The organism is Streptomyces sp. NPDC054849 (assembly GCF_053610945.1).
In genome coordinates this window covers 44,763-65,226 of record NZ_JBSGZI010000038.1, presented here as the reverse complement: position 1 = coordinate 65,226, position 20,464 = coordinate 44,763, and the positions used below count along the sequence as shown (strand labels likewise).

Annotated in this window: 14 protein-coding genes; 6 read left to right on the top strand and 8 right to left on the bottom strand. The window is 71.9% G+C overall.

Annotation, left to right across the window (positions count from 1 at the left end):
• Positions 1-116: 116 nt before the first annotated feature.
• Complete coding sequence (locus ACWGIF_RS18795) at positions 117-731, bottom strand: TOPRIM nucleotidyl transferase/hydrolase domain-containing protein (RefSeq protein ID WP_453498564.1); 615 nt, start codon at positions 729-731, stop codon at positions 117-119.
• A gap of 205 nt (positions 732-936) precedes the next feature.
• On the opposite strand from ACWGIF_RS18795, the gene ACWGIF_RS18790 reads away from it, so the two are divergent.
• A complete protein-coding gene (locus ACWGIF_RS18790) occupies positions 937-2,778 on the top strand; it encodes an NHL domain-containing thioredoxin family protein (RefSeq protein ID WP_453498561.1) in 1,842 nt (613 codons plus the stop codon).
• Between the two features lie 69 nt (positions 2,779-2,847).
• Here ACWGIF_RS18790 and ACWGIF_RS18785 read toward each other — a convergent pair whose 3' ends face one another.
• From ACWGIF_RS18785 to ACWGIF_RS18775, 3 genes are all read right to left on the bottom strand, one after another.
• Positions 2,848-4,140 (bottom strand): M18 family aminopeptidase, encoded by a 1,293-nt coding sequence (locus ACWGIF_RS18785; RefSeq protein WP_453498558.1) that lies wholly within the window; start codon positions 4,138-4,140, stop codon positions 2,848-2,850.
• 100 nt (positions 4,141-4,240) lie between these two features.
• A complete protein-coding gene (locus ACWGIF_RS18780; protein ID WP_453498555.1) occupies positions 4,241-4,978 on the bottom strand; it encodes a hypothetical protein in 738 nt (245 codons plus the stop codon).
• A 133-nt stretch (positions 4,979-5,111) separates the two neighbouring features.
• On the bottom strand, positions 5,112-6,938 hold the full coding sequence (locus tag ACWGIF_RS18775) for an acyl-CoA dehydrogenase (protein ID WP_453498552.1): 1,827 nt from the start codon (positions 6,936-6,938) through the stop codon (positions 5,112-5,114).
• A gap of 173 nt (positions 6,939-7,111) precedes the next feature.
• On the opposite strand from ACWGIF_RS18775, the gene ACWGIF_RS18770 reads away from it, so the two are divergent.
• From ACWGIF_RS18770 to ACWGIF_RS18760, 3 genes are all read left to right on the top strand, one after another.
• Positions 7,112-7,570: an SseB family protein gene (locus tag ACWGIF_RS18770; RefSeq protein WP_030302361.1), complete on the top strand. Its 459-nt coding sequence runs from the start codon at positions 7,112-7,114 to the stop codon at positions 7,568-7,570.
• A gap of 113 nt (positions 7,571-7,683) precedes the next feature.
• Complete coding sequence (locus ACWGIF_RS18765; protein ID WP_453498548.1) at positions 7,684-8,652, top strand: helix-turn-helix domain-containing protein; 969 nt, start codon at positions 7,684-7,686, stop codon at positions 8,650-8,652.
• 301 nt (positions 8,653-8,953) lie between these two features.
• Positions 8,954-9,946, top strand: a complete 993-nt coding sequence (locus ACWGIF_RS18760; RefSeq protein WP_453498545.1) for a pirin family protein — start codon at positions 8,954-8,956, stop codon at positions 9,944-9,946.
• A 102-nt stretch (positions 9,947-10,048) separates the two neighbouring features.
• Here the strand turns inward: ACWGIF_RS18760 and ACWGIF_RS18755 are convergent, their stop codons facing one another.
• Complete coding sequence (locus ACWGIF_RS18755; protein ID WP_453498542.1) at positions 10,049-12,247, bottom strand: SpoIIE family protein phosphatase; 2,199 nt, start codon at positions 12,245-12,247, stop codon at positions 10,049-10,051.
• A 157-nt stretch (positions 12,248-12,404) separates the two neighbouring features.
• On the opposite strand from ACWGIF_RS18755, the gene aspS reads away from it, so the two are divergent.
• On the top strand, positions 12,405-14,222 hold the full coding sequence (aspS, locus tag ACWGIF_RS18750; protein WP_453498539.1) for an aspartate--tRNA ligase: 1,818 nt from the start codon (positions 12,405-12,407) through the stop codon (positions 14,220-14,222).
• A gap of 84 nt (positions 14,223-14,306) precedes the next feature.
• On the opposite strand, the gene ACWGIF_RS18745 is transcribed toward aspS, so the two are convergent.
• Complete coding sequence (locus ACWGIF_RS18745; protein ID WP_453498536.1) at positions 14,307-15,941, bottom strand: VWA domain-containing protein; 1,635 nt, start codon at positions 15,939-15,941, stop codon at positions 14,307-14,309.
• Between the two features lie 295 nt (positions 15,942-16,236).
• Here ACWGIF_RS18745 and ACWGIF_RS18740 point away from each other — a divergent pair, with 295 nt between their 5' ends.
• On the top strand, positions 16,237-18,333 hold the full coding sequence (locus ACWGIF_RS18740; RefSeq protein ID WP_453498533.1) for a PhoX family protein: 2,097 nt from the start codon (positions 16,237-16,239) through the stop codon (positions 18,331-18,333).
• A gap of 90 nt (positions 18,334-18,423) precedes the next feature.
• Here ACWGIF_RS18740 and ACWGIF_RS18735 read toward each other — a convergent pair whose 3' ends face one another.
• Together ACWGIF_RS18735 and ACWGIF_RS18730 are read right to left on the bottom strand one after the other, a co-directional pair.
• Complete coding sequence (locus tag ACWGIF_RS18735; RefSeq protein WP_453498530.1) at positions 18,424-19,683, bottom strand: ATP-binding protein; 1,260 nt, start codon at positions 19,681-19,683, stop codon at positions 18,424-18,426.
• A complete protein-coding gene (locus ACWGIF_RS18730) occupies positions 19,671-20,372 on the bottom strand; it encodes a hypothetical protein (RefSeq protein ID WP_453498527.1) in 702 nt (233 codons plus the stop codon). Before ACWGIF_RS18730 ends, ACWGIF_RS18735 begins: the two co-directional genes overlap by 13 nt.
• Positions 20,373-20,464: the final 92 nt, after the last annotated feature.

The following is a 20,464-nucleotide window of genomic DNA, read 5'->3' as shown; positions in this document are numbered from 1 at the left end:
CAGCACGGCGGAGCTGAGGTCGGCGGGTGTCGACACCTGGTGATCCTAACCAAGCCCCGCGACGGCGCTCCGGCGGGCGGATGCTCATGCCCGAGCGGCCACCGCCGCCGCCGAGGTCAGACGATGGCGAAAAGGTCCTCCAGCGGCGGGGGCACGCGGTCGGGCGGGAGCGCCTCGATCAGCACCCGGCCGTAGTGGATCTTGCGTCCACCCTTGGTGCCGAGGAATCGCCGCAACTGCTGCTGCGGGCTGCGCCCCTGCTGCGCGGGCTGGGACAAGAAGGTCTGCAGGGGCCGCAGTTCGCCCTCCTGCCGGATGAGCTCCGTCACCCGTTCCACACCCAGGATGCGGATGAGCTCGTCCTCCAGGTCCGAATCGCACACGAAGAAGTCCGGCGCCAGCCCGGCCCGTGCCCAGCTGCGGGCGTAGTAGCCGCGTTCCCTCTCGTCGCACAGACCCGTCAGATGCAGGTCCAGGCCCCTCGGCCCGAGGCGGTCGATGAAGCGGGAGACGTTCATCGCGCCGCCCATCGCCACAACGCAGACCCCCTCCGACGCCAGGTCCCGGCCGTAGCTCCCTGCCAGAGCCTCGACCGCGGCGACGTCGCTCGGCCCTTCGAGCAGGACGGCCCCCCGGACGGGCAGCTGTGCGGCCAGCTCGTACGCGGGCTCACCGGAGCCACCCGTCGCCCACGCGACGACCGCGTCCCGGAAAGACCTCATGTCACCCAAGGTACGCGTCCACCTGCGCGGGCAACGACCGCCCGGCCGCGGAACTCCGGGCGCCGTCGGCGTTGAACCGGACCACGTCGCGGATGCCGGTGAAGCAGGAGATCGCCGAACCGAATGAAGCGGATGAACGGCCTCGGTGACGGCGGGACCGGCCGCTTCGCGTGGTCGTGGTCGGGCGTTCCTGCGCGGATGGCAAGCTTGAAGGATGAACGATGCTGCCCCGGCGCCCACCCCCGCGCCCGCGCCCCGACGTGCCCGTGTCCGTGCTCCCGAGCTGATCGGCAAGGGCGGCTGGCTGAACACCGGAGGCAAAGAGCTGACCCTCGCCGACCTGCGAGGTAAGTGCGTTGTTGTTGATTTCTGGACGTTCTGCTGCATCAACTGCCTGCACGTCCTCGACGAGCTGCGTGAGCTGGAGGAGAAGCACCGCGACACCGTCGTGATCATCGGTGTGCACTCGCCGAAGTTCGTGCACGAGGCCGAGCACGCCGCCGTCGTCGACGCCGTCGAGCGGTACGAGGTGCATCACCCCGTACTCGACGATCCCGAGCTCGCGACCTGGAAGCAGTACGCCGTACGGGCCTGGCCCACGCTCGTCGTGATCGACCCCGAGGGGTACATCGTCGCCCAGCACGCCGGCGAGGGGCATGCCCACGCCATCGCGCGGCTCGTGGAGGAGCTGGAGGCCGAGCACGAGGCCAAGGGAACGCTGCGGCGCGGGGACGGGCCGTACGTGGCGCCCGAGCCGGTCGCGACCGACCTGAGGTTCCCCGGGAAGGCGCTGCTGCTGCCGAGCGGGAACCTCCTGGTGTCGGACACCACCCGGCACCAGCTCGTCGAGCTGGATGAGGACGGGGAGAGCGTCGTACGGCGCATCGGGAGCGGAAGCCGCGGGTTCACCGGTGAGAGCTTCAGCGAGCCGCAGGGGCTGGCGCTGCTGCCCGACGGCCGGGTGGTCGTCGCCGACACCGTCAACCACGCGCTGCGTACGTACGACCCGGCCACCGGAATCGTGGAGACCGTCGCCGGGACCGGGCGCCAGTGGTGGCAGGGCTCGCCGACCTCAGGGCCCGCCCTGGAGGTCGACCTGTCCTCGCCGTGGGATGTGGCCTGGTGGCAGGGCAGGGTCTGGATCGCCATGGCCGGTGTCCACCAGTTGTGGACGTGGGATCCGGAGACCGGGACGGTCGAGGCCGCGGCCGGTACCACCAACGAGGGGCTGCACGACGGGCCCGCCGCCGAGGCGTGGTTCGCCCAGCCCTCGGGGCTCGCGGCCGCCGGGGACCGGCTGTGGATCGCCGACTCCGAGACCAGCGCCCTCAGGTACGTGCAGGACACCCCCGACGGATACGTCGTCAGGTCCGCGGTCGGGACCGGGCTGTTCGACTTCGGGCACCGGGACGGCGACGCGGGCCAGGCCCTGCTCCAGCACCCGCTCGGGGTGACCGCGCTGCCCGACGGCTCGGTCGCGGTGTGCGACACGTACAACCACGCCCTGCGCCGCTACGACCCCGCCACCGCGCAGGTGTCGACCCTGGCCACCGATCTCCGCGAGCCCAGCGACGCCGTGCTGGTCGGGGGCGAGATCGTGGTCGTCGAGTCCGCCCGGCACCGGCTGACCCGGCTGCGCCTTCCGGAGGAGGCCGTGCGGGTGGACGCGGTCGCCCACCGTACGCAGCGGGCCGCCACCGAGGTGGCGCCGGGCACGCTCCGCCTCGACGTGGTCTTCCAGGCGCCGAGCGGCCAGAAGCTCGACACCCGCTACGGGCCGTCGACCCGACTGCTGGTCTCCTCGACCCCGCCCGAGCTGCTGGCGACGGGCGAGGGCGCCGGGACCGACCTGTTCCGGGAGCTGGCGCTGAACCCGGACGTCACCGAGGGCGTCCTGCACGTCTCCGCGATGGCGGCGTCCTGCGACGACGACCCCGCCAACGAGTACCCGGCCTGCCACGTCCACCAGCAGGACTGGGGCGTGCCCGTCCGCGTCACCGCCGGCGGCGCGTCCCGGCTGCCCCTCGTCCTCGCCGGGATGGACGACGAGGGGTAACCCCCACGGCTGCGGCTACGGCTACGGCTGTGGCTACGGCCGCGGCCGCCGCGTGGCCTTCCCGGGGGCTCAGCCCTGCAGGAAGGCCACCAGGGAGTTCGCCAGCAGGAACGGGTCGTCCGCGCCGCACAGTTCGCGTGCGCTGTGCATCGAAAGGATCGCGACGCCGATGTCCACGGTCTGAATGCCGTGGCGGGCGGCCGTGATCGGGCCGATCGTGGTGCCGCACGGCATCGAGTTGTTGGAGACGAAGGTCTGCCACGGCACGCCGGCCCGCTCGCAGGCGCTCGCGAACACCGCGCGTCCGCTGCCGTCCGTCGCGTACCGCTGGTTGACGTTGACCTTCAGGATCGGGCCGCCGTTGACCCGCGGGTGGTGCGAAGGGTCGTGCCGCTCGGCGTAGTTGGGGTGCACGGCGTGCCCGGTGTCCGAGGACAGGCAGATGGTGCCGGCGAAGGCCCGCGCGCGGTCCTCGTACGTGCCCCCGCGTGCGAAGACCGAACGTTCCAGCACGTTGCCCAGCAGCGGGCCGTCCGCGCCCGTGTCCGACTGCGAGCCGTTCTCCTCGTGGTCGAAGGCGGCCAGTACGGGGATGTGGTCGAGCTTGCCCGCGGCGGACACCGCCGCCAGCGCCGCGATCCCCGCGTGCACCGACAGCAGGTTGTCCATCCGCGGACCGGCCACCAGCTCGCGGTCGCGGCCCAGGTACGAGGGCGGCTCGATGGAGTGGACCATCAGGTCCCAGCCGGCCACCGAGCCCTGGTCCAGGCCCTCTTCGTCCTCCAGGAACGCGATCAGGTCGCCCTCCTGCACGTCGCCCAGACCCCAGATCGGCTGCATGTGCCGCTGCTTGTCGAGCTTGAGGCCGTCGGTGTTCACCGACCGGTCCAGGTGCACGGCCAGTTGTGGCACGCGCAGCAGCGCGCGGTCCACGTTCACCAGGCGCTCGCTGCCGTCCCGCAGGGTCAGCCGCCCGGCCAGGCCCAGGTCCCGGTCCAGCCAGGTGTTGAGCAGGGTGCCGCCGTAGATCTCGACGGCGATCTGCCGCCAGCCCTGCGAGCCCGTGTCCGGCAGCGGCTTGACCCGCAGGTTGGGCGAGTCGGTGTGTGCGCCGACGATCCGGAACGGGGTGTGCGCGGACGCGCCTTCCGGTACGTACCAGGCGATGAGCGCACCTCCGCGGAGCACGAACCTGCCCCCGGTGCCCGCATCCCAGGCGTCCGTTTCCGACACCTGCCTGAAGCCTGCCTTCTCCAGCCGCTCGGCCGCGTTGGCCACGGCGTGGTACGGCGACGGACTGGCCGTCAAAAAGGTCATCAGATCGTCGGTGTGGCCGCGGTCGAAGCGGGCGGGAGAGCTCATGTGGTCACCTTAACGACGGTCGTGTTCGTCATGGCCGGACTGCGAGGGATGGCCGGAGGTCGGGGGCCGCAAGGTGGGTGATCTGCGGTCCCGTCGGTTTTCAGCCCGGCGGGCGCTCGAATCGGCGCTGCAGCTGTCTGCGCTCGCCCCGGCGGATGCGCGGGAGCATCTCCGGGGTCTGCGGGGAGCGCTGCGCGCGTCTCTTGCGTCCGGCGCAGAAGATACAGGCCTCGCCGGGGGGTGCGTCGGGGTCGATGGGAGCGCCGGGGTGCTCGGAGCAGCCCGAGGCGTTCCGCGGCCGGGACAGCTCGCGGGCGACGATGAAGGCGCGGTGCAGGTCGTCGGCCATCTGCACGAAGTGGTCGGGGGGTGAGGACAGCGACAGGTGGAAGCGGCGGTCCTCGACCGTGCGCAGGCAGTCGCGCAGGGCCTGCAGCGTGTACGGGGGGCCCGGCACGGGATAGCCCAGCCGCCGCTGCTCCCCGGCGGGCTGGGCGGCCGCGGCGGCGCGGGCGCCGTGGGAGCGCAGGCCGAGCCGGCGCCGGTCGTTACAGATGAGGCAGCGGCCCCAGCCCTCGGGGGCTTCGGGGTCGAGGGCGCCGTTGGGGTGCTCGGGGCAGCCGGTGTAGCTCCTCGCGGGGGCGAGGCCCGCGGCGGTCTGGAAGGCGATGTAGAGCGCGTCGGCCACGCCCTCGTACTCGGCGGGGTGGGCGCCGTCGTACAGCTCGCGGAGGTGGTCGCCGAGGCTGCCCAGGGTGGCCTGCAGCTCCTTGAGGGCGTACGGCCGCCCGGTGGGGACGGAATACCCCCTGCTGTGCTGCTGCTCCTGTGGACTCATGTCTACGAGCGTCCCATGAACCACCGACAAGACGGGAACGCTGCCGTCGCACAGGCCGGTGGCCGGGGCCCCCGGAGGGGTCCCGGCCACTGTGCGTGCACCGCGTGGGTGTGACGGGTGGGGCGGGCGCAGCCTAGAAGGCGGCCTCGTCGAGCTCCATGAGGGAGTTGTCGACGGCCTCGGCCAGCGCGCGCTGGACGGAGACGCCCGGGAGGACCTCGGCCGCGAAGAACTTCGCGGCGGCGATCTTGCCGGTGTAGAAGGGGACGTCCTTCGGGGAGGCCGTCGCCAGCTTCTCGGCGGCCACGGCGGCGCCCTTGAGCAGCAGGTATCCGACGACCACGTCACCGGATGCCATCAGCAGGCGGGTGGTGTTCTGGCCGACCTTGTAGATGTTCTTGACGTCCTCGCCGGTGGCGGTGAGGTCGACGATCATCTGGCCGACGATGGCCTCGAGGTCGACGGCGGCCTTGGCGAGCGCGTCGCGGGCGCCGGCCAGCTCCTCGCCGCCGACGGCCTCGGCCAGGAACTTCTTGATCGTCTCGGAGAGAACGTTGAGCGAGGCGCCCTGGTCGCGGACGATCTTCCGGAAGAAGAAGTCCTGGCCCTGGATGGCCGTGGTGCCCTCGTAGAGGGTGTCGATCTTGGCGTCGCGGATGTACTGCTCGATCGGGTACTCCTGCAGGTACCCGGAGCCGCCGAAGGTCTGCAGGGACTGCGCGAGCTGCTCGTAGGACTTCTCCGAGCCGTAGCCCTTGACGATCGGCAGGAGCAGGTCGTTCAGGCCGACCTCGGCCGAGGTGTCCTGGCCCGCGGCCTGCTTGACCTGGATCTCGTCCTGGACGCTGGCGGTGTACAGCACCAGGGCGCGCATGCCCTCGGCGTACGCCTTCTGCGTCATGAGCGAGCGGCGCACGTCGGGGTGGTGCGTGATGGTGACCTTGGGCGCGGTCTTGTCCATGAAGTTCGCCAGGTCCGGGCCCTGCACGCGCTCCTTGGCGTACTCCAGCGCGTTGAGGTAGCCGGTGGAGAGGGTGGCGATGGCCTTCGTGCCGACCATCATCCGGGCGAACTCGATGATCATGAACATCTGGCGGATGCCGTCGTGCTTGTCACCGATCAGCCAGCCCTTGGCGGGGTGCTGGTCGCCGAAGGTCATCTCGCACGTGTTGGAGGCCTTGAGGCCCATCTTGTGCTCGACGTTCGTGGCGTAGACGCCGTTGCGCTCGCCCAGCTCGCCGGTCTCCCAGTCGAAGTGGAACTTCGGGACGAGGAAGAGGGACAGGCCCTTGGTGCCCGGGCCGTGGCCCTCGGGGCGGGCGAGGACGTAGTGGAGGATGTTCTCCTCCATGTCGTGCTCACCGGACGTGATGAAGCGCTTCACGCCCTCGATGTGCCAGGAGCCGTCATCCTGCTGGATCGCCTTGGTGCGGCCGGCGCCCACGTCCGAGCCGGCGTCCGGCTCGGTGAGGACCATGGTGGAGCCCCAGCGCTTCTCGACGGCGATCTGAGCGATCTTCTTCTGCGCCTCGTTGCCCTCTTCGAAGAGGACGCCGGCGAACGCCGGGCCGGAGGAGTACATCCAGACGGCCGGGTTCGAGCCGAGCAGCAGCTCCGCGTAGGCCCAGATGAGGGAGCGGGGCGAGGTGGTGCCGCCGATCTCCTCGGGCAGGCCCAGGCGCCAGTACTCCGAGTCCATGAAGGCTTCGTAGCTCTTCTTGAAGGAGGCCGGGACGGGCGCGGTGTTGGTGGCCGGGTCGAAGACCGGCGGGTTGCGGTCGGCGTCCGCGAAGGACTCGGCCAGCTCGTTCTCGGCGAGGCGGGCCAGCTCGGACAGGACGCTCTTGGCGGTGTCGGTGTCCATCTCCTCGAACGGACCGGTGCCGTACTGCTTGTCGCGGCCGAGCACCTCGAAGAGGTTGAACTCGATGTCGCGGAGATTCGACTTGTAGTGCCCCATGGCGACGGCTCCGTTAAGGCTCGGGGAGACAGGGTTCCTCGTACATACCAATCGGTAACGTAATGATGCTACCCGCCGGTAATAAGACGCAACCCCTTGCGACTGTGACCAGCGTCAAGCCTGGCGGGAATTGCGTGTCCGGCGGCCGGTGGCCGGTCGGTAGGCTTCGCCCCATGTACGGCTACGACCAGAACGTGAGCGCAGGGCAGCAGTACGCCGCCCCGCAGCAGATGGCCGGCGGGTACGGCGAGCAGCCGCTCTACCCCGAGCCCTCGCCGCCGTCGCTCGCCGACGCGGTGCGGGCCTTCACCACGGGGTCCCTGTCCGCAGAGGACTTCCAGCAGATCTTCGCCACCTCGAAGGTCTACTGCCCACGCGGCGAGACCCCCGGATTCCTGGCGCTGCACAACACGCAGCAGCCGGTCATCCCCATGTTCACCACGCTCAAGGAGCTGCGCCGGTACGCCGGCAAGGAGTCCAAGTACTTCGTGATCACCGGTGCGGAGGTGATCGACCTGCTGCCCACCGGGTACGGCTTCGTCCTCGACATGGAGGGCGACCACCGGATGGTCTTCGACGCGAAGGCGGTCGAGCAGATGGTCGACTTCGCGATGCGCCGCATGTACGGCTAGCCGGCCGCCGTGGCCGCGCAGACGGCCGGCCGCCGTCACTGCGCAGGGGTCCGGACGCCATGGCCGCACGGGCGGCTGGACCCGCGTCCGGCTGAGCTCGGGGGGCGGGCGCGATGCTGAGGGTGCACTTCACGGCCGAGGACCTGCTCAACGTCACGTTCGCGAGCGAGCCGCTGCCGCTGGTGGAGCTGGCCATGGCCCTGGTCGCCTGGCAGCGCACCGACGAGGCGGCGGTTTTCGGCCGCTGGCGCAGCCGGCTCGGGCAGGAGCTGCCGGGCCGGGTCCGGCCGCTGCTGGACCTGCTGCGGCCCGATGGCGACAACCCGCAGTTCGTCGAGCCCTACGCGCGCACGCTGGACGAGGGGCTGGCCGCCGTACGGGACGCGGGCGCGCTGCTCACCGCCGACGAACTGGGCCGCGCCGCCGCCCGGGCTCCCGGCGCGGCGTCCTGGCTGCGCGCGCTGTGGGGGCGGGACGGCGAGGCCTGGGGCCAGCTGGGCGATGCGATCCGGTCCGGCCACGACGTGGCCGTCGCCCCGCACTGGACCCGGATCCGCCAGTCCTTCCGGGCGGACGTGGCCTGGCGCACCCGGCTGCTGGCCGCGCACGGCATCAAGGCCTGCCTGGCCAGTACGCATCCGCGCGCCGACTGGGCGGGCACCGTCCTGGAGGTCGACCGGCCGCCGGACTACGAGGTACGGCTCGGTGGGCGCGGCCTGATGCTGATGCCCTCGCCGTTCTGGACGGGGCGCCCGCTGATCGCGCAGGGTCCGGACGGCCCCGACGGGGCGCACCTGCTGATGTATCCGGCGCTGACCCCGCTGCCGCTGGCCGGGCCCGGACCGGCGCAGGGGGCGCTGGACGCGCTGCTGGGCCGCACCCGGGCGGCCGTGCTCCAGGCGCTGGTCCGGCAGCGCACGACGAGCGAACTGGCCCGGGACCTCGGCATCAGCCTCCCCTCGGCCTCCGAGCACACCCGCACCCTGCGCGCGGCCGGGCTGATCACCACCGAGCGGGACGGCAAGGCGGTCCTGCACTCGGTGACGGGTCTGGGCGTGGACCTGCTGCACAGCGGCGGCTGACCCACCCTTCGGCCCTGCCCGAAACCATCGCGGTGGTGGCCGGGGCTCCCGAGGATCGGTGCATGCCCGCGGCGGTGACGGCCAGGGGGGCGACGGCGCCGGGTACGGGGGTCCTGGCGGTGTCCCCCGCCGAGGCGTCCGCCGCGGGCGACACGTGCGCGGACTGCCCTGGGCCGGACCGTCACCGCAGGTGGGACCACCCGGAGCCCCGGAGGAATTTCCTCCGGGGCTCCTCTGTTCTGTGGGGTGTGGCAGAAAGTTCAGGTTTCAACTAAACTCGAAGCAGAAGGAGGTCCTGACCATGCCCGCAGTGACTGTTGAGAACCCGTTGGCGCTTCCGCGCGTGGCCGAGCCGCAGGCGGTCGTCCCGCGCAAGGTGCTCGCCGTCGTCTCCGCGCCCGGTGGCTTCGAGGGTGAGGGATTCCCGGTGCGCCGCGCGTTCGCCGGCATCAACTACCAGTACCTCGACCCGTTCATCATGATGGATCAGATGGGCGAGGTGGAGTACGCGCCCGGCGAGCCCAAGGGCACGCCCTGGCACCCGCACCGCGGCTTCGAGACCGTCACCTACCTGATCGACGGAACCTTCGTCCACCAGGACAGCAACGGCGGCGGCGGAATCATCAACGGCGGCGACACCCAGTGGATGACCGCCGGGTCGGGCCTCCTGCACATCGAGGCGCCGCCGGAGTCCCTCGTCGTCAGCGGCGGGCTCTTCCACGGCCTCCAGCTGTGGGTGAACCTCCCGGCCGCCGACAAGATGATGCCCCCGCGCTACCAGGACATCGGCGGCGGCCAGGTCCAGCTGCTGACCACGCCGGACGGCGGGTCCCTGCTGCGCGTGATCGCCGGTGAGCTGGACGGGCACCAGGGCCCGGGCATCACCCACACCCCGATCACGATGATCCACGCGACCGTCACGCCGGGCGCGCAGATCACCCTGCCGTGGCGCGAGGACTTCAACGCCCTGGCGTACGTCCTGGCCGGACGCGGATCCGTCGGCGAGGACCGCCGGCCCCTCGCGACCGGGCAGACGGCCGTCTTCGGCGAGGGCGGCTCGATCACCGTGCGGGCGGACGAGTCCCAGGACTCCAACGCCCCGGACCTGGAGGTCGTACTCCTCGGCGGGCGGCCCATCCGGGAGCCGATGGCGCACTACGGACCGTTCGTCATGAACAGCAAGCACGAACTCCAGCAGGCCTTCGACGACTTCCAGGCGGGCCGGCTGGGCCGTATCCCCACCACCGCGCGCACGGGCCTCGGCCACCGCGGCACGGGCGACGCGCAGGACTGAGCGGCGGGAGCCAGACGCGGCCTGCGGCTCACGGCGCCGCTCCGGGCGGGACCGGCCCGGAGCGCCCCGCGCCCGCCCTGCGTCCCCGCGCCCGCCCCGGGCTCAGAGCGCGGGGTTGGGGCCCGTCTTCGCCTGCTCGTGCAGCTCGAACCAGATCGACTTGCCCTCGCCCCGCGGGTCCACGCCCCACGCGTCGGCCAGCATCTCCGTCAGCAGCACCCCGCGGCCGCTGGACGACATCTCGCCGGGGTGCCGCTTGTGCGGGAGCTCGTCGCTGGAGTCCGCGACCTCGACGCGCAGCCGGCGTACTCCCAGCTCGCCCACCGCCTCCGCGACCAGCAGCGCGTCGCCGTCGGTGTGCATCAGTACGTTCGTCACCATCTCGGAGACCATCAGCACCGCCGAGTCGACCTGGTCGGCGTCGGCCCAGTCGTGCAACAGCTCCCGGATCTGCCGACGGGCGCCCGCGATCCGTTCCGGTTCCGCCTGGGCCACCGTCAGCACCGTGCGCCGCGCGGGCCGGGCCGGGTGCAGCAGCGGGGTGCCGCAGCCGCAGCCCTCGCCCTCGCGGCACAGCAGCACCACGGCTATGTCGTCCTCGCGCCGGTCGGCCAGCGGGCCCGTGGTGTGGTGGGAGGACGGTCCGTGCACGGTCTGGACCAGCAGGTCGGCCAGTCGTTCGAGGTGACGCGGTTCGAGCGGCCCGGCGCCCGGGCCCTGCGACGCGTGGATGTCGGACTCCAGGACCGCGCGCAGCCGCGCCCAGCCGGTGTCCAGGTCGTGACCGCCGGTCTCGATGAGCCCGTCGGTGCAGAGCATCATCGTCTCGCCCGGTTCCAGGGTGAACCGGGTGGTGGGGTAGTCGGTGTCGGGGACGATCCCGAGGGGGAGTCCGCCCGCGGTGGGGCGCATCAGGACGGTGCCGTCCGTCATCCGGATCGCGGGGTCGGGGTGGCCGGCGCGGGCCACCTCCAGCATGCCGGTCTTCGGGTCGCACTCCACGTACAGACAGGTCGCGAACCGCGGACTCTGGAAGTCCGCGTCGTCGTCGGCCCACTCGTACGGATCGGACTCCTGCGAGGAGCACAGCCCGGCCAGGAAGCGCGAGGCCCGGGAGAGCACCGCGTCCGGGCGGTGGCCCTCGGACGCGTACGCCCGGACCGCGATCCGCAGCTGGCCCATCAGACCGGCCGCCCGGACGTCGTGGCCCTGCACGTCACCGATGACCAGCGCGAACCGGCCCGAGGGCAGCGGGATCATGTCGTACCAGTCGCCGCCCACCTGGAGCCCGCCGCCCGTCGGGACGTACCGGGCGGCGATCTGCATGCCGGGGATCTCCGGGCCGAGCTGCGGCATCATCGACCGTTGCAGGCCGGTGGTGAGTTCCCGCTCGGATTCGGCCACCCCGGCGCGCTGGAGCGCCTGGGCGAGCATCCGGGCCACGGTCGTCAGCACGGACCGCTCGTCGGGGGAGAAGGAGGCCGGGTGCTTGAAGGCGGCCATCCAGGCCCCCATGGTCCTTCCGGCCACGATCAGCGGCAGGAAGGCCCAGGACACCCGGTCGAAACGCTGGGCGAGCGGCCAGGTGGCCGGGAAGCGCCGTTTGTAGTCCTCGGGGGTGGGCAGATAGATCGCCCGGCCGGTACGGACGACCTCCGCGGCCGGGTAGTCCGTGTCCAGCGGCATGTCCGTGAAGGGGCCCTCGTCCCCCGGATCGTGTCCGTGGTGCCCGATGATCGACAGCCGGTCCCCGGCCACGCCGAAGACGGCCAGTCCGTCCGGGTTGAAGCCCGGCATGGACAGGGAGGCCGCGACCCGCAGCACCTCCGCCGTGGACCGGGCCTCCGCCAGGGCCCGCCCCGCGTCCAGCAGGAAGGCCTCGCGGGAGCGCCGCCAGTCGCCGGTGATGGGGGTGTGGGCGGCCGTGGTGCCGGGCTGGGGCTCGGCGATCTCCTGGATGGTGCCGATCAGCTCGTAGTCCGGCGTCCCGTCGGCCGCCCGGCTCTCCAGCGGTTTGGAGCGGCTGCGCACGGTCCGCAGGACCCGGCCGTCCACGTCCATGATCCGCAGCCGGGCCTCGGCGAGCGTGCCCTCGGCGACGGCCAGGTTCACGATCCCGTTGATCTCGTTCCAGTCCACCGGGTGGAAGCGGGAGCGTACGGAGACCTCCGGCAGCACCACGGGCTCGGCGGGCAGCCCGAGGAGCCGGGCGGCCTCGCTGTCGAGCGTGACCGTCCCGGAGGCGTTGTCCCACCGCCACAGGCCCGTCGCGATGGCGGCCAGGACGTCCTCGGTGCGCACCCGGCCATCTTTACAGGTCATATCCGTCACGTGCCTGTTCGCGCCGCCGCCGGACGCATTTGCGCAGGCTGGAGGGAGTGCCCGACCCGTGACCATCCCGGACGGTAACCTTGGGAGGGTTGAATCCACCCTGGTATCGCGTAGAACTGGATGACTGATGCATCGGTACAGGTCCCACACCTGCGGCGAGCTCCGCGCCTCTGACGTCGCCGCCGACGTCCGACTGAGCGGCTGGCTGCACAACCGTCGAGACCTGGGCGGCATCCTCTTCATCGATCTGCGTGACCACTACGGCATCACGCAGCTGGTCGCCCGGCCCGGCACCGCCGCCAACGAGGCGCTGAGCAGCGTCACCAAGGAGACGGTCGTCCGTATCGACGGCAAGGTCGTCTCCCGCGGCGCGGACAACGTCAACCCGGAGCTGCCGACCGGAGAGATCGAGATCGAGGTCGCCGAGGTCGAGGTGCTCGGCGCGGCCGCCCCGCTGCCCTTCACGATCAACACCGACGACGGTGTGAACGAGGAGCGGCGTCTGGAGTACCGCTTCCTCGACCTGCGCCGCGAGCGCATGCACCGCAACATCATGCTGCGCTCGGCCGTGATCGCCGCGATCCGCCACAAGATGGTGGCCCTCGGCTTCAACGAGATGGCGACCCCGATCCTCACCGCGACCTCCCCCGAGGGCGCCCGTGACTTCGTGGTGCCGTCCCGCCTGAACCCGGGCAAGTTCTACGCCCTGCCGCAGGCCCCCCAGCAGTTCAAGCAGCTGCTGATGATCTCCGGCTTCGACCGGTACTTCCAGATCGCGCCCTGCTTCCGCGACGAGGACGCCCGCGCCGACCGTTCGCCGGGCGAGTTCTACCAGCTCGACGTGGAGATGTCCTTCGTCGAGCAGGAGGACGTCTTCCAGCCGATCGAGCGCCTGATGACCGAGCTCTTCACCGAGTTCGGCAACGGCCGCGAGGTCACCTCGCCGTTCCCGCGGATCCCGTTCCGCGAGTCGATGCTGAAGTACGGCAACGACAAGCCCGACCTGCGCGCCAAGCTGGAGCTCGTCGACATCACCGACGTGTTCGAGGGCTCGGAGTTCAAGGCGTTCGCCGGCAAGCACGTGCGCGCCCTGGCCGTCCCCGACACCGCCGCGCAGCCGCGCAAGTTCTTCGACGGCCTCGGCGAGTACGCGATCTCGCTGGGCGCCAAGGGCCTGGCCTGGGTGCGGGTGGGCGAGGACGGCGCCCTGACCGGCCCGATCGCCAAGTTCCTCACCGAGGAGAACGTCAAGGTCCTCACCGAGCGCCTGGGCCTGCTCCCCGGCCACGCCGTGTTCTTCGGCGCGGGCGAGTTCGACGAGGTCTCCAAGATCATGTCCGGCGTTCGCGTCGAGGCGGCCAAGCGCGCGGGCCAGTTCGAGGAGAACGTCTTCCGCTTCTGCTGGATCGTCGACTTCCCGATGTACGAGAAGGACGAGGAGACCGGCAAGATCGACTTCTCCCACAACCCCTTCTCCATGCCGCAGGGCGGCATGAAGGACCTGGAGGAGAAGGACCCGCTCGACATCCTGGCCTGGCAGTACGACATCGTCTGCAACGGCATCGAGCTGTCCTCCGGCGCCATCCGCAACCACGAGCCCGAGGTCATGCTGAAGGCCTTCGAGATCGCCGGGTACGAGGCCGAGACCGTCGAGCGCGAGTTCGCGGGCATGCTGCGCGCGTTCCGCCTCGGCGCCCCGCCGCACGGTGGCATCGCCCCGGGTGTGGACCGCATCGTGATGCTGCTGGCCGACGAGCCGAACATCCGCGAGACGATCGCCTTCCCGCTGAACGGCAACGCGCAGGACCTGATGATGGGCGCGCCGACGGTGCTGGAGGAGGCCCGTCTGCGCGAGCTGAACATCGCGCTGCGCAAGCCGGTCGAGACGAAGCCGGCGGACGCCAAGCCGATCGCCGAGGCTGTCCACCCGGACGCCGCCCGCTAGCCGGACCGGATGTGACGAAGGGCCCGGGATCGGATGATCCCGGGCCCTTCGGCCTCTTCGTCCTCCGGCCTGGGGCCGTTTTCCCTAGAAGCGCTCCAGGATGCCCTTGACCAGGGCGGCGGAGGTCAGCTCGGCGGGGGCGGGTCCGGCGTGGAAGAAGCCGGCGTTCTCGGCGTCCAGCTTGCGCAGGAAGTCGAACGCCTTCGCGTCGTGCTCGCCGAAGGCGACGAACTGCCAGTGGACGCCCGGAGCCGTGGCGGCGGCGTCGGTCAGCGCCTGCCGGGCGGGCTGCCGGTTGTCGGGGGCGCCGTCCGTCTGGAAGACGACCAGGGCCGGGCCCTCACCGCCGTCCTTCTGGTAGCGCTCGAGGACGGCCTCGACGGCCACGTGGTAGCTGGTACGGCCCATCCGGCCGAGCTCGGCGTGCCGGGCCTCGACCCAGGCCGCGTCGTGCCCGTCGAGGGACAGGTCGGCGGTGCCGTCCACCTCCGTGGAGAAGAACACGGTGTGCACGGTGGCCGCGTCGTCGAGGTGCGCGGCGAGGGCCAGGGCGTGGTCGGCGAGGTACTGGGCGCTGCCGTCCTTGTAGAACCCGCGCATCGAACCGGACCGGTCCAGGACCAGGTAGACCTTGGCGCGCGCCCCGGCCTTCCCCTTGCCGCGGAGCACCTGACCGGCGGCCTTGTACGCGGCGACGACCTCGGGCGCCCGCCGCCGCACGACGGCCAACGCCTGCGCGGGCCCTTCCACGGAGGCCTCGTCCAGCTCCGCGGCGCCGGTGTCCGCCTCGGGCTCGGTGGCCTCGGCGGCCACCGGCTCGGCGACGGTCTCGTCCTGCGCCTGCGGCGCCGTGTCGGGCTGCTCCACGGCGGCGGTGGCATCCGCCTCCGGCGCGGCGGCTGGCGGCTCGTCCTGCGCGACGGCGGTGGCCGACTCGGCCGGGGCGTCCTGGCCTTCGGCCGACGCGACGTCCAACGGCTGCGCCGCGGCCTCACCCTGAGACTCGGGCTGTGCCCGCGTCGTGGTGGCGGGCTCGGCCGCAGGGACGTCCTGAGCCTCGGGCTCCGCAGCCTGCGCCTCGTCATGCGCCTGCGGGGCGACGGCCTCGGGCGCGGCCTCGGCCTCGGCCTGCTCCGCAGCGGTGGTGGTGTCCGCCTCGGGCGCGGTGGCCTCGGCGGCGGCCGGCTCCGCCTCGGGCGCGGCCTCCGCCTCGGGCGCGGTGTCCGCCTCCGGCGCGATCGCCTCGGCGGCGGCTGCGGCCTCGGTCTCGGGGGCGGCCTCCGCGGCGGTGGTGGTGTCCGCCTCCGGGGCGGTGCCCTCGGCAACAGCCGGTTCGGCCGCGGGCGGGACAGCCGCGGCAGCAGCCGGCTCCGCCTCCGGGGCGGGTGCGGCCTTCGCCTCCGGCGTGGTGTCGGGCTCCGCCGCAGGCGAGGGGTTTTCCGGGCCGGGCTTCGCCGCAGGCGCACGGCGGGCTTCCGGCACCGTCGGGTCCGCCGCCGGGGCCGGGGCCGTGAGGACCGTGCCGGGCTCGCGGTCCCGCGAAGCGGACTGCGGGGGAACAGTGGGGTTGTCGAAGGACGCCGCCACCAGGTCGGCGGCCACGTCCAGCGGGGTACGTTCCGCCTGGTTGGGGACAGCGGCCGAGGGGGCGTCCGTAGTATCCGGAACGGGTTCTTCAGTCCGTCCGAACACCTTGCGCAACAAGCTCCGAATACCCATGGGCCAGGCCTTTCGCATGAGTGCGTGAGTCATTTGTCCGTGCTGCGCGGATGATCCCTGCCCAGAGTGGACACGTAAGGTTATCGGCCGCCCGGCTGGATCTTCGGGAGGGGCGTCTTTCGTGGCGTCCGGCCCCACAAGGGCGCTCACCCCGCCCTCGAACTGCCGCGCCGACGTGCCGGGTTCACCGACCGTTCATCCCCGCGCCGCCGCTTCGGTGCAACCCGGGCCTAGCGTCGCGGCTGGATCGTTCCGACAGGTTGTCGGCGCCCACGCAGCTACTCGGAGGACACTCGTGCGCAAGCTTCTGCCGTTCATCGGCAACCCGCATGGGAGCGGCCGTTCCGCTCTCACCTGTCGTTACCGCTGTGGCGACGCCTGCTTCCACGAGGTGCCGAACACAAGCGACAACGAGTACGTCGGCGACGTCATAGCCCGCGCCTACTCCCGCCGCTCGATGCTGCGTTCCGCCGCCGTCATCACGGTCGCCACCGCCGCCGGTACCGCCGTGGCCGTCGGCGGCCCGGGCCAGAGCGCCAACGCCGCCACCACCGGCGAGGCCGACGCCGCCCGCGCCGGCGCCGGCAAGAGCGGAGAGGCAGCCCGTGGTCTGCGCTTCAAGGCCGTCGCGCCGAACACCGACGACAAGGTCACCATCCCCGAGGGCCACGACCAGAACGTGGTGATCCGCTGGGGCGACCCGATCATCAAGGGCGCCCCGGCCTTCAACCCCGACCGGCAGACCGCCGCCGCGCAGGCCGGTCAGTTCGGCTACAACAACGACTTCCTGAGTCTGCTCCCGCTGGGTGGCGGCTACGAGCGCCAGCAGCTCCTCGTGGCCAACCACGAGTACACGGACGAGCACCTCATGTTCAAGGGATACGACCCGGCCAACCCGACCCGCGAGCAGGCCGAGATCGCCTGGGCCGCGCACGGCCTGTCCGTGGTCGTCGTCCAGGAGGACCACCGCAGCGGCAAGCTGACCGCGGTGAGCCGCCACCACCTGAACCGCCGACTGACCGCCACCAGCGAGTTCAGGATGACCGGTCCGGCCGCGGGCGGCGCCCTGCTGAAGACCTCGGCCGACCCCACCGGCACCAAGGTGCTCGGCACCCTGAACAACTGCGCCGGCGGCACCACCCCGTGGGGCACCACCCTGCACGGCGAGGAGAACTTCAACCAGTACTTCGCCAACGCCGGCCAGGTCACCGACCCCGTCCAGGCCGCCCGCCTGAAGCGCTACGGCATGACCACCGGCGCCACCGAGCGCAAGTGGGAGCGGTTCGACAAGCGATTCGACGTCGCCCAGGAGCCCAACGAGTCCCACCGCCACGGCTGGGTCGTCGAGCTGGACCCTTACGACGTGAACTCCGTACCGCGCAAGCGCACCGCGCTCGGCCGCTTCAAGCACGAGGCAGCGCAGCCCCGCCTGACCGAGGACGGCCGTCCGGTCGTCTACATGGGCGACGACGAGCGCTTCGACTACTTCTACAAGTTCGTCTCGTCGAAGCAGATGAAGAAGGGTGATTCGCGCGCGGCGAAGGAGCACAACCTCACGCTGCTCGACGAGGGCACCCTCTACGTCGCCAAGCTCACCGGGGACTCCCCGGCGGCCGAGCTCGACGGCTCCGGCAAGCACCCCTCCGACGGCGAGTTCGACGGCTCCGGCGTGTGGATCAAGCTCGCCACCGGCAACGTCTCGCACGTCGAGGGCATGACCGCCGAAGAGGTGTACGTCTTCACGCGCCAGGCCGCCGACAAGGTGGGCGCCACCAAGATGGACCGTCCCGAGGACGTCGAGCCCTCCCCGCGCACCGGCCGCGTCTACGTGGCGCTGACGAACAACACCGACCGGGGCAAGCCCGGCAAGGCGGAGGGCGCGACCGAGGCCAATCCGCGCAACCTGAACAAGCACGGGCAGATCCTGGAACTCGCCGAGAACTTCGATGACCCGGCCGGCGACGGCTTCGCCTGGCGGCTCTTCCTGGTCGCGGGCGACCCGAACGACCCGGCGACCTACTTCGCGGGCTTCCCGAAGGACAAGGTCAGCCCGATCTCCTGCCCGGACAACGTGGCCTTCGACCCGCACGGCAACCTGTGGATCTCCACGGACGGCAACCAGCTCGGCTCCCACGACGGCCTGTTCGGCGTCGCGACGGCCGGTGAGCGCCGAGGCGAGCTGAAGCAGTTCCTGACGGTGCCGCGCGGCGCCGAGACCTGCGGCCCGGTCATCCAGGACAAGCGCGTCCTGGTCGCCGTCCAGCACCCGGGCGAGATTGACGGCGCCTCCGTCGAGCAGCCGCAGTCGGTGTGGCCCGACGGCCCCGGCAAGATCGTCCGCCCTGCGGTCGTCTCCGTCTGGCGCAAGGACGGGCGCAACATCGGCGTCTGATCCGTCGGGTTGGGCCATGTTTCACGTGAAACATGCTCACGAAGACCGCATCTCACGTGACATATCGTGTGAAATGTGGCCTTTTGCCAGTCAACTCCCGTTCGGCAGCCGCCCGACGGGAAGTCCGAGCGTCGTCAACGCGCCCCCGTCCGGCGCGTTGGCGAAGCTCAGCGCGATGTCCAGCACCGCCGCCTGCCCCGCCACGATCGTGAGCCCCAGCCCGTGGCCGCGCCCCCGTCCCGGGTCCCCGGTGCGGAAGCGCTGCGGGCCGTGCTCGATCAGCTCGGGCGGGTACCCGGGCCCGTGGTCGCGGACCACCACCACCGGGCCCTCTACCGTCACTTCGACCGGCGGCCGGCCGTGCTTGTGGGCGTTGGCCAGCAGGTTGGCCAGGATCCGGTCCATGCGCCGCCGATCGGTGAGCACCACGGCGTCCCGGATCACCCGGACCGAGGCGCCCGCCCCGGCCCCCGCGACGGCCCGTTCCACCGCCCGGCCGAGTTCCACCCGGGCGAGGTCGGCCCGTTCGACGCCCGAGTCCAGCCGGGAGATCTCCAGGAGGTCCTCGGTCAGCAGGTGCAGGGCCTTGAGCCGGTCGTTGATCATTTCTTTGGGGCGACCCTCGGGCAGCAGCGACGCCGCGGCGAGCGAGCCGGTCAGCGGGGTGCGCAGCTCGTGTGCGACGTCCGCCGTGAAGCGCTTCTCCGCCTCCAGCCGGGCCTGCAGCGACCCGGCCATCGAATCCAGCGCGTGCGCCACGTCCCGTACCTCGTCCCGGGTGCCGCCCGGCCCCGGATCGTCCCCCTCGGCCGGGAAGCCCACCCGGGCGTCCAGGTCCCCGGCGCTGATCCGGCGGGCCACGGCGGCCGTCGTGGCGAGCCGCCGGCTGATCCGGTCGGCGAGGAACAGGCCGGCCAGGGCCACGACTCCGGCCGCGAGAGCCGAGGAGGCGAGGATCGCGGTGTCGATGTCCCGCAGCCGCGCACGGGTGGTGCCGTACGGGATCCAGACCGCGAGGGCCTTGTCGTCGGCGGGTCCGGCCGCCCACATGACGGGCCGGCCGTTCTGCTCGCCGACCATGCTGCCGGTCTGCCCGCGTGCGACCAGCGCGCGCAGGCGTGCGGGAAGGTCGGGCGGGTCCAGGGCGGCGTTCACATCGCCGTGCGCGGTGCCGTACTCGTAGTGGCCGAGAGCGTGATCCAGCTCCGCGTCCGCCTCCTTGCGGACCTCGCCGACGATCTGCCGGGCGACCACGTTGTGCACCAGGATCCCCAGCGCGGCGGCGACCATGCAGCACACCATGGTGGTGGTCAGGGCGATCTTCCAGCGCAGGCTGCTCAGAGCGCGCATCGCCGGCCGTCTCCGCTCAGCGGGACGTCGGTGGGGCCGGGGCACTCGTCCAGGGTGAGCTGGGACAGGTTCATGATCCCGGCCTTGGAGTCCCACACGTAGTCGGAGACGGCGACGTACCGGGGATTCGACGACGGCTCGCGGACCGCCAGGTGCTCGGCGGCCACCTCCACGCCCTCCAGCACCGCGCGCCGCGACAGGATCCGGGCGATCCGGCCGTCGTCCCGGACGGTGTAGACGCGCAGCTCGCTGAGGCGGCCGTCGAGGTCCAGGGCGGTGATCAGTTCCTCCCGGCCGTCGCCCGTCAGGTCGTGCAGGACCGGCGACCGCACCGGGCAGCCGGCGCCGCCGTCCACAGCCTGTGTGCAGAGCGCGAGCCGCTGGACGGCGCGGGGATCGACGAGCCGGCCCGTACCGCCGTCCTGGTCGGTGGCGGAGGTGATGTCGGCGCGTACGACGTCCAGCGCGTCCACGCCGCGCATGGTCAGGGCCGGTACCTCGGGGAGCCCGGGGACCACGGCGGCCGTTCCCGGTTCCTGTCCGGGGTCGCGCGGAGCGGGGCGGATGTCCTTCCACAGGCTCTGCGGGGCGTGCACCGTGCCGAGGTCGCCCTCGCTCTCGAGGCCCTCGACGTCGGCGCACGCCGTGAGGACCACGGCGAGGACGATCACGGCGGGGGCGCGGTGCATGCTCCGATGCTCTCTCGCCGGGCGGCTCCCGGCCCGGACTCAGGCCCATCCGGGGGACGGGCCCGCGCGGACACGGCCTGCCGGCTGTACCG

What these genes read in the sequence shown, in the direction of transcription:
- ACWGIF_RS18790 (WP_453498561.1), top strand. Translation starts at nt 937, where the DNA reads ATGAACGATGCTGCCCCGGCGCCCACCCCCGCGCCCGCGCCCCGACGT.
- ACWGIF_RS18785 (WP_453498558.1), bottom strand. Translation starts at nt 4,140, where the DNA reads ATGAGCTCTCCCGCCCGCTTCGACCGCGGCCACACCGACGATCTGATG.
- ACWGIF_RS18780 (WP_453498555.1), bottom strand. Translation starts at nt 4,978, where the DNA reads ATGAGTCCACAGGAGCAGCAGCACAGCAGGGGGTATTCCGTCCCCACC.
- ACWGIF_RS18775 (WP_453498552.1), bottom strand. Translation starts at nt 6,938, where the DNA reads ATGGGGCACTACAAGTCGAATCTCCGCGACATCGAGTTCAACCTCTTC.
- ACWGIF_RS18770 (WP_030302361.1), top strand. Translation starts at nt 7,112, where the DNA reads ATGTACGGCTACGACCAGAACGTGAGCGCAGGGCAGCAGTACGCCGCC.
- ACWGIF_RS18765 (WP_453498548.1), top strand. Translation starts at nt 7,684, where the DNA reads ATGCTGAGGGTGCACTTCACGGCCGAGGACCTGCTCAACGTCACGTTC.
- ACWGIF_RS18760 (WP_453498545.1), top strand. Translation starts at nt 8,954, where the DNA reads ATGCCCGCAGTGACTGTTGAGAACCCGTTGGCGCTTCCGCGCGTGGCC.
- aspS (WP_453498539.1), top strand. Translation starts at nt 12,405, where the DNA reads ATGCATCGGTACAGGTCCCACACCTGCGGCGAGCTCCGCGCCTCTGAC.
- ACWGIF_RS18745 (WP_453498536.1), bottom strand. Translation starts at nt 15,941, where the DNA reads ATGGGTATTCGGAGCTTGTTGCGCAAGGTGTTCGGACGGACTGAAGAA.
- ACWGIF_RS18735 (WP_453498530.1), bottom strand. Translation starts at nt 19,683, where the DNA reads ATGCGCGCTCTGAGCAGCCTGCGCTGGAAGATCGCCCTGACCACCACC.
- ACWGIF_RS18730 (WP_453498527.1), bottom strand. Translation starts at nt 20,372, where the DNA reads ATGCACCGCGCCCCCGCCGTGATCGTCCTCGCCGTGGTCCTCACGGCG.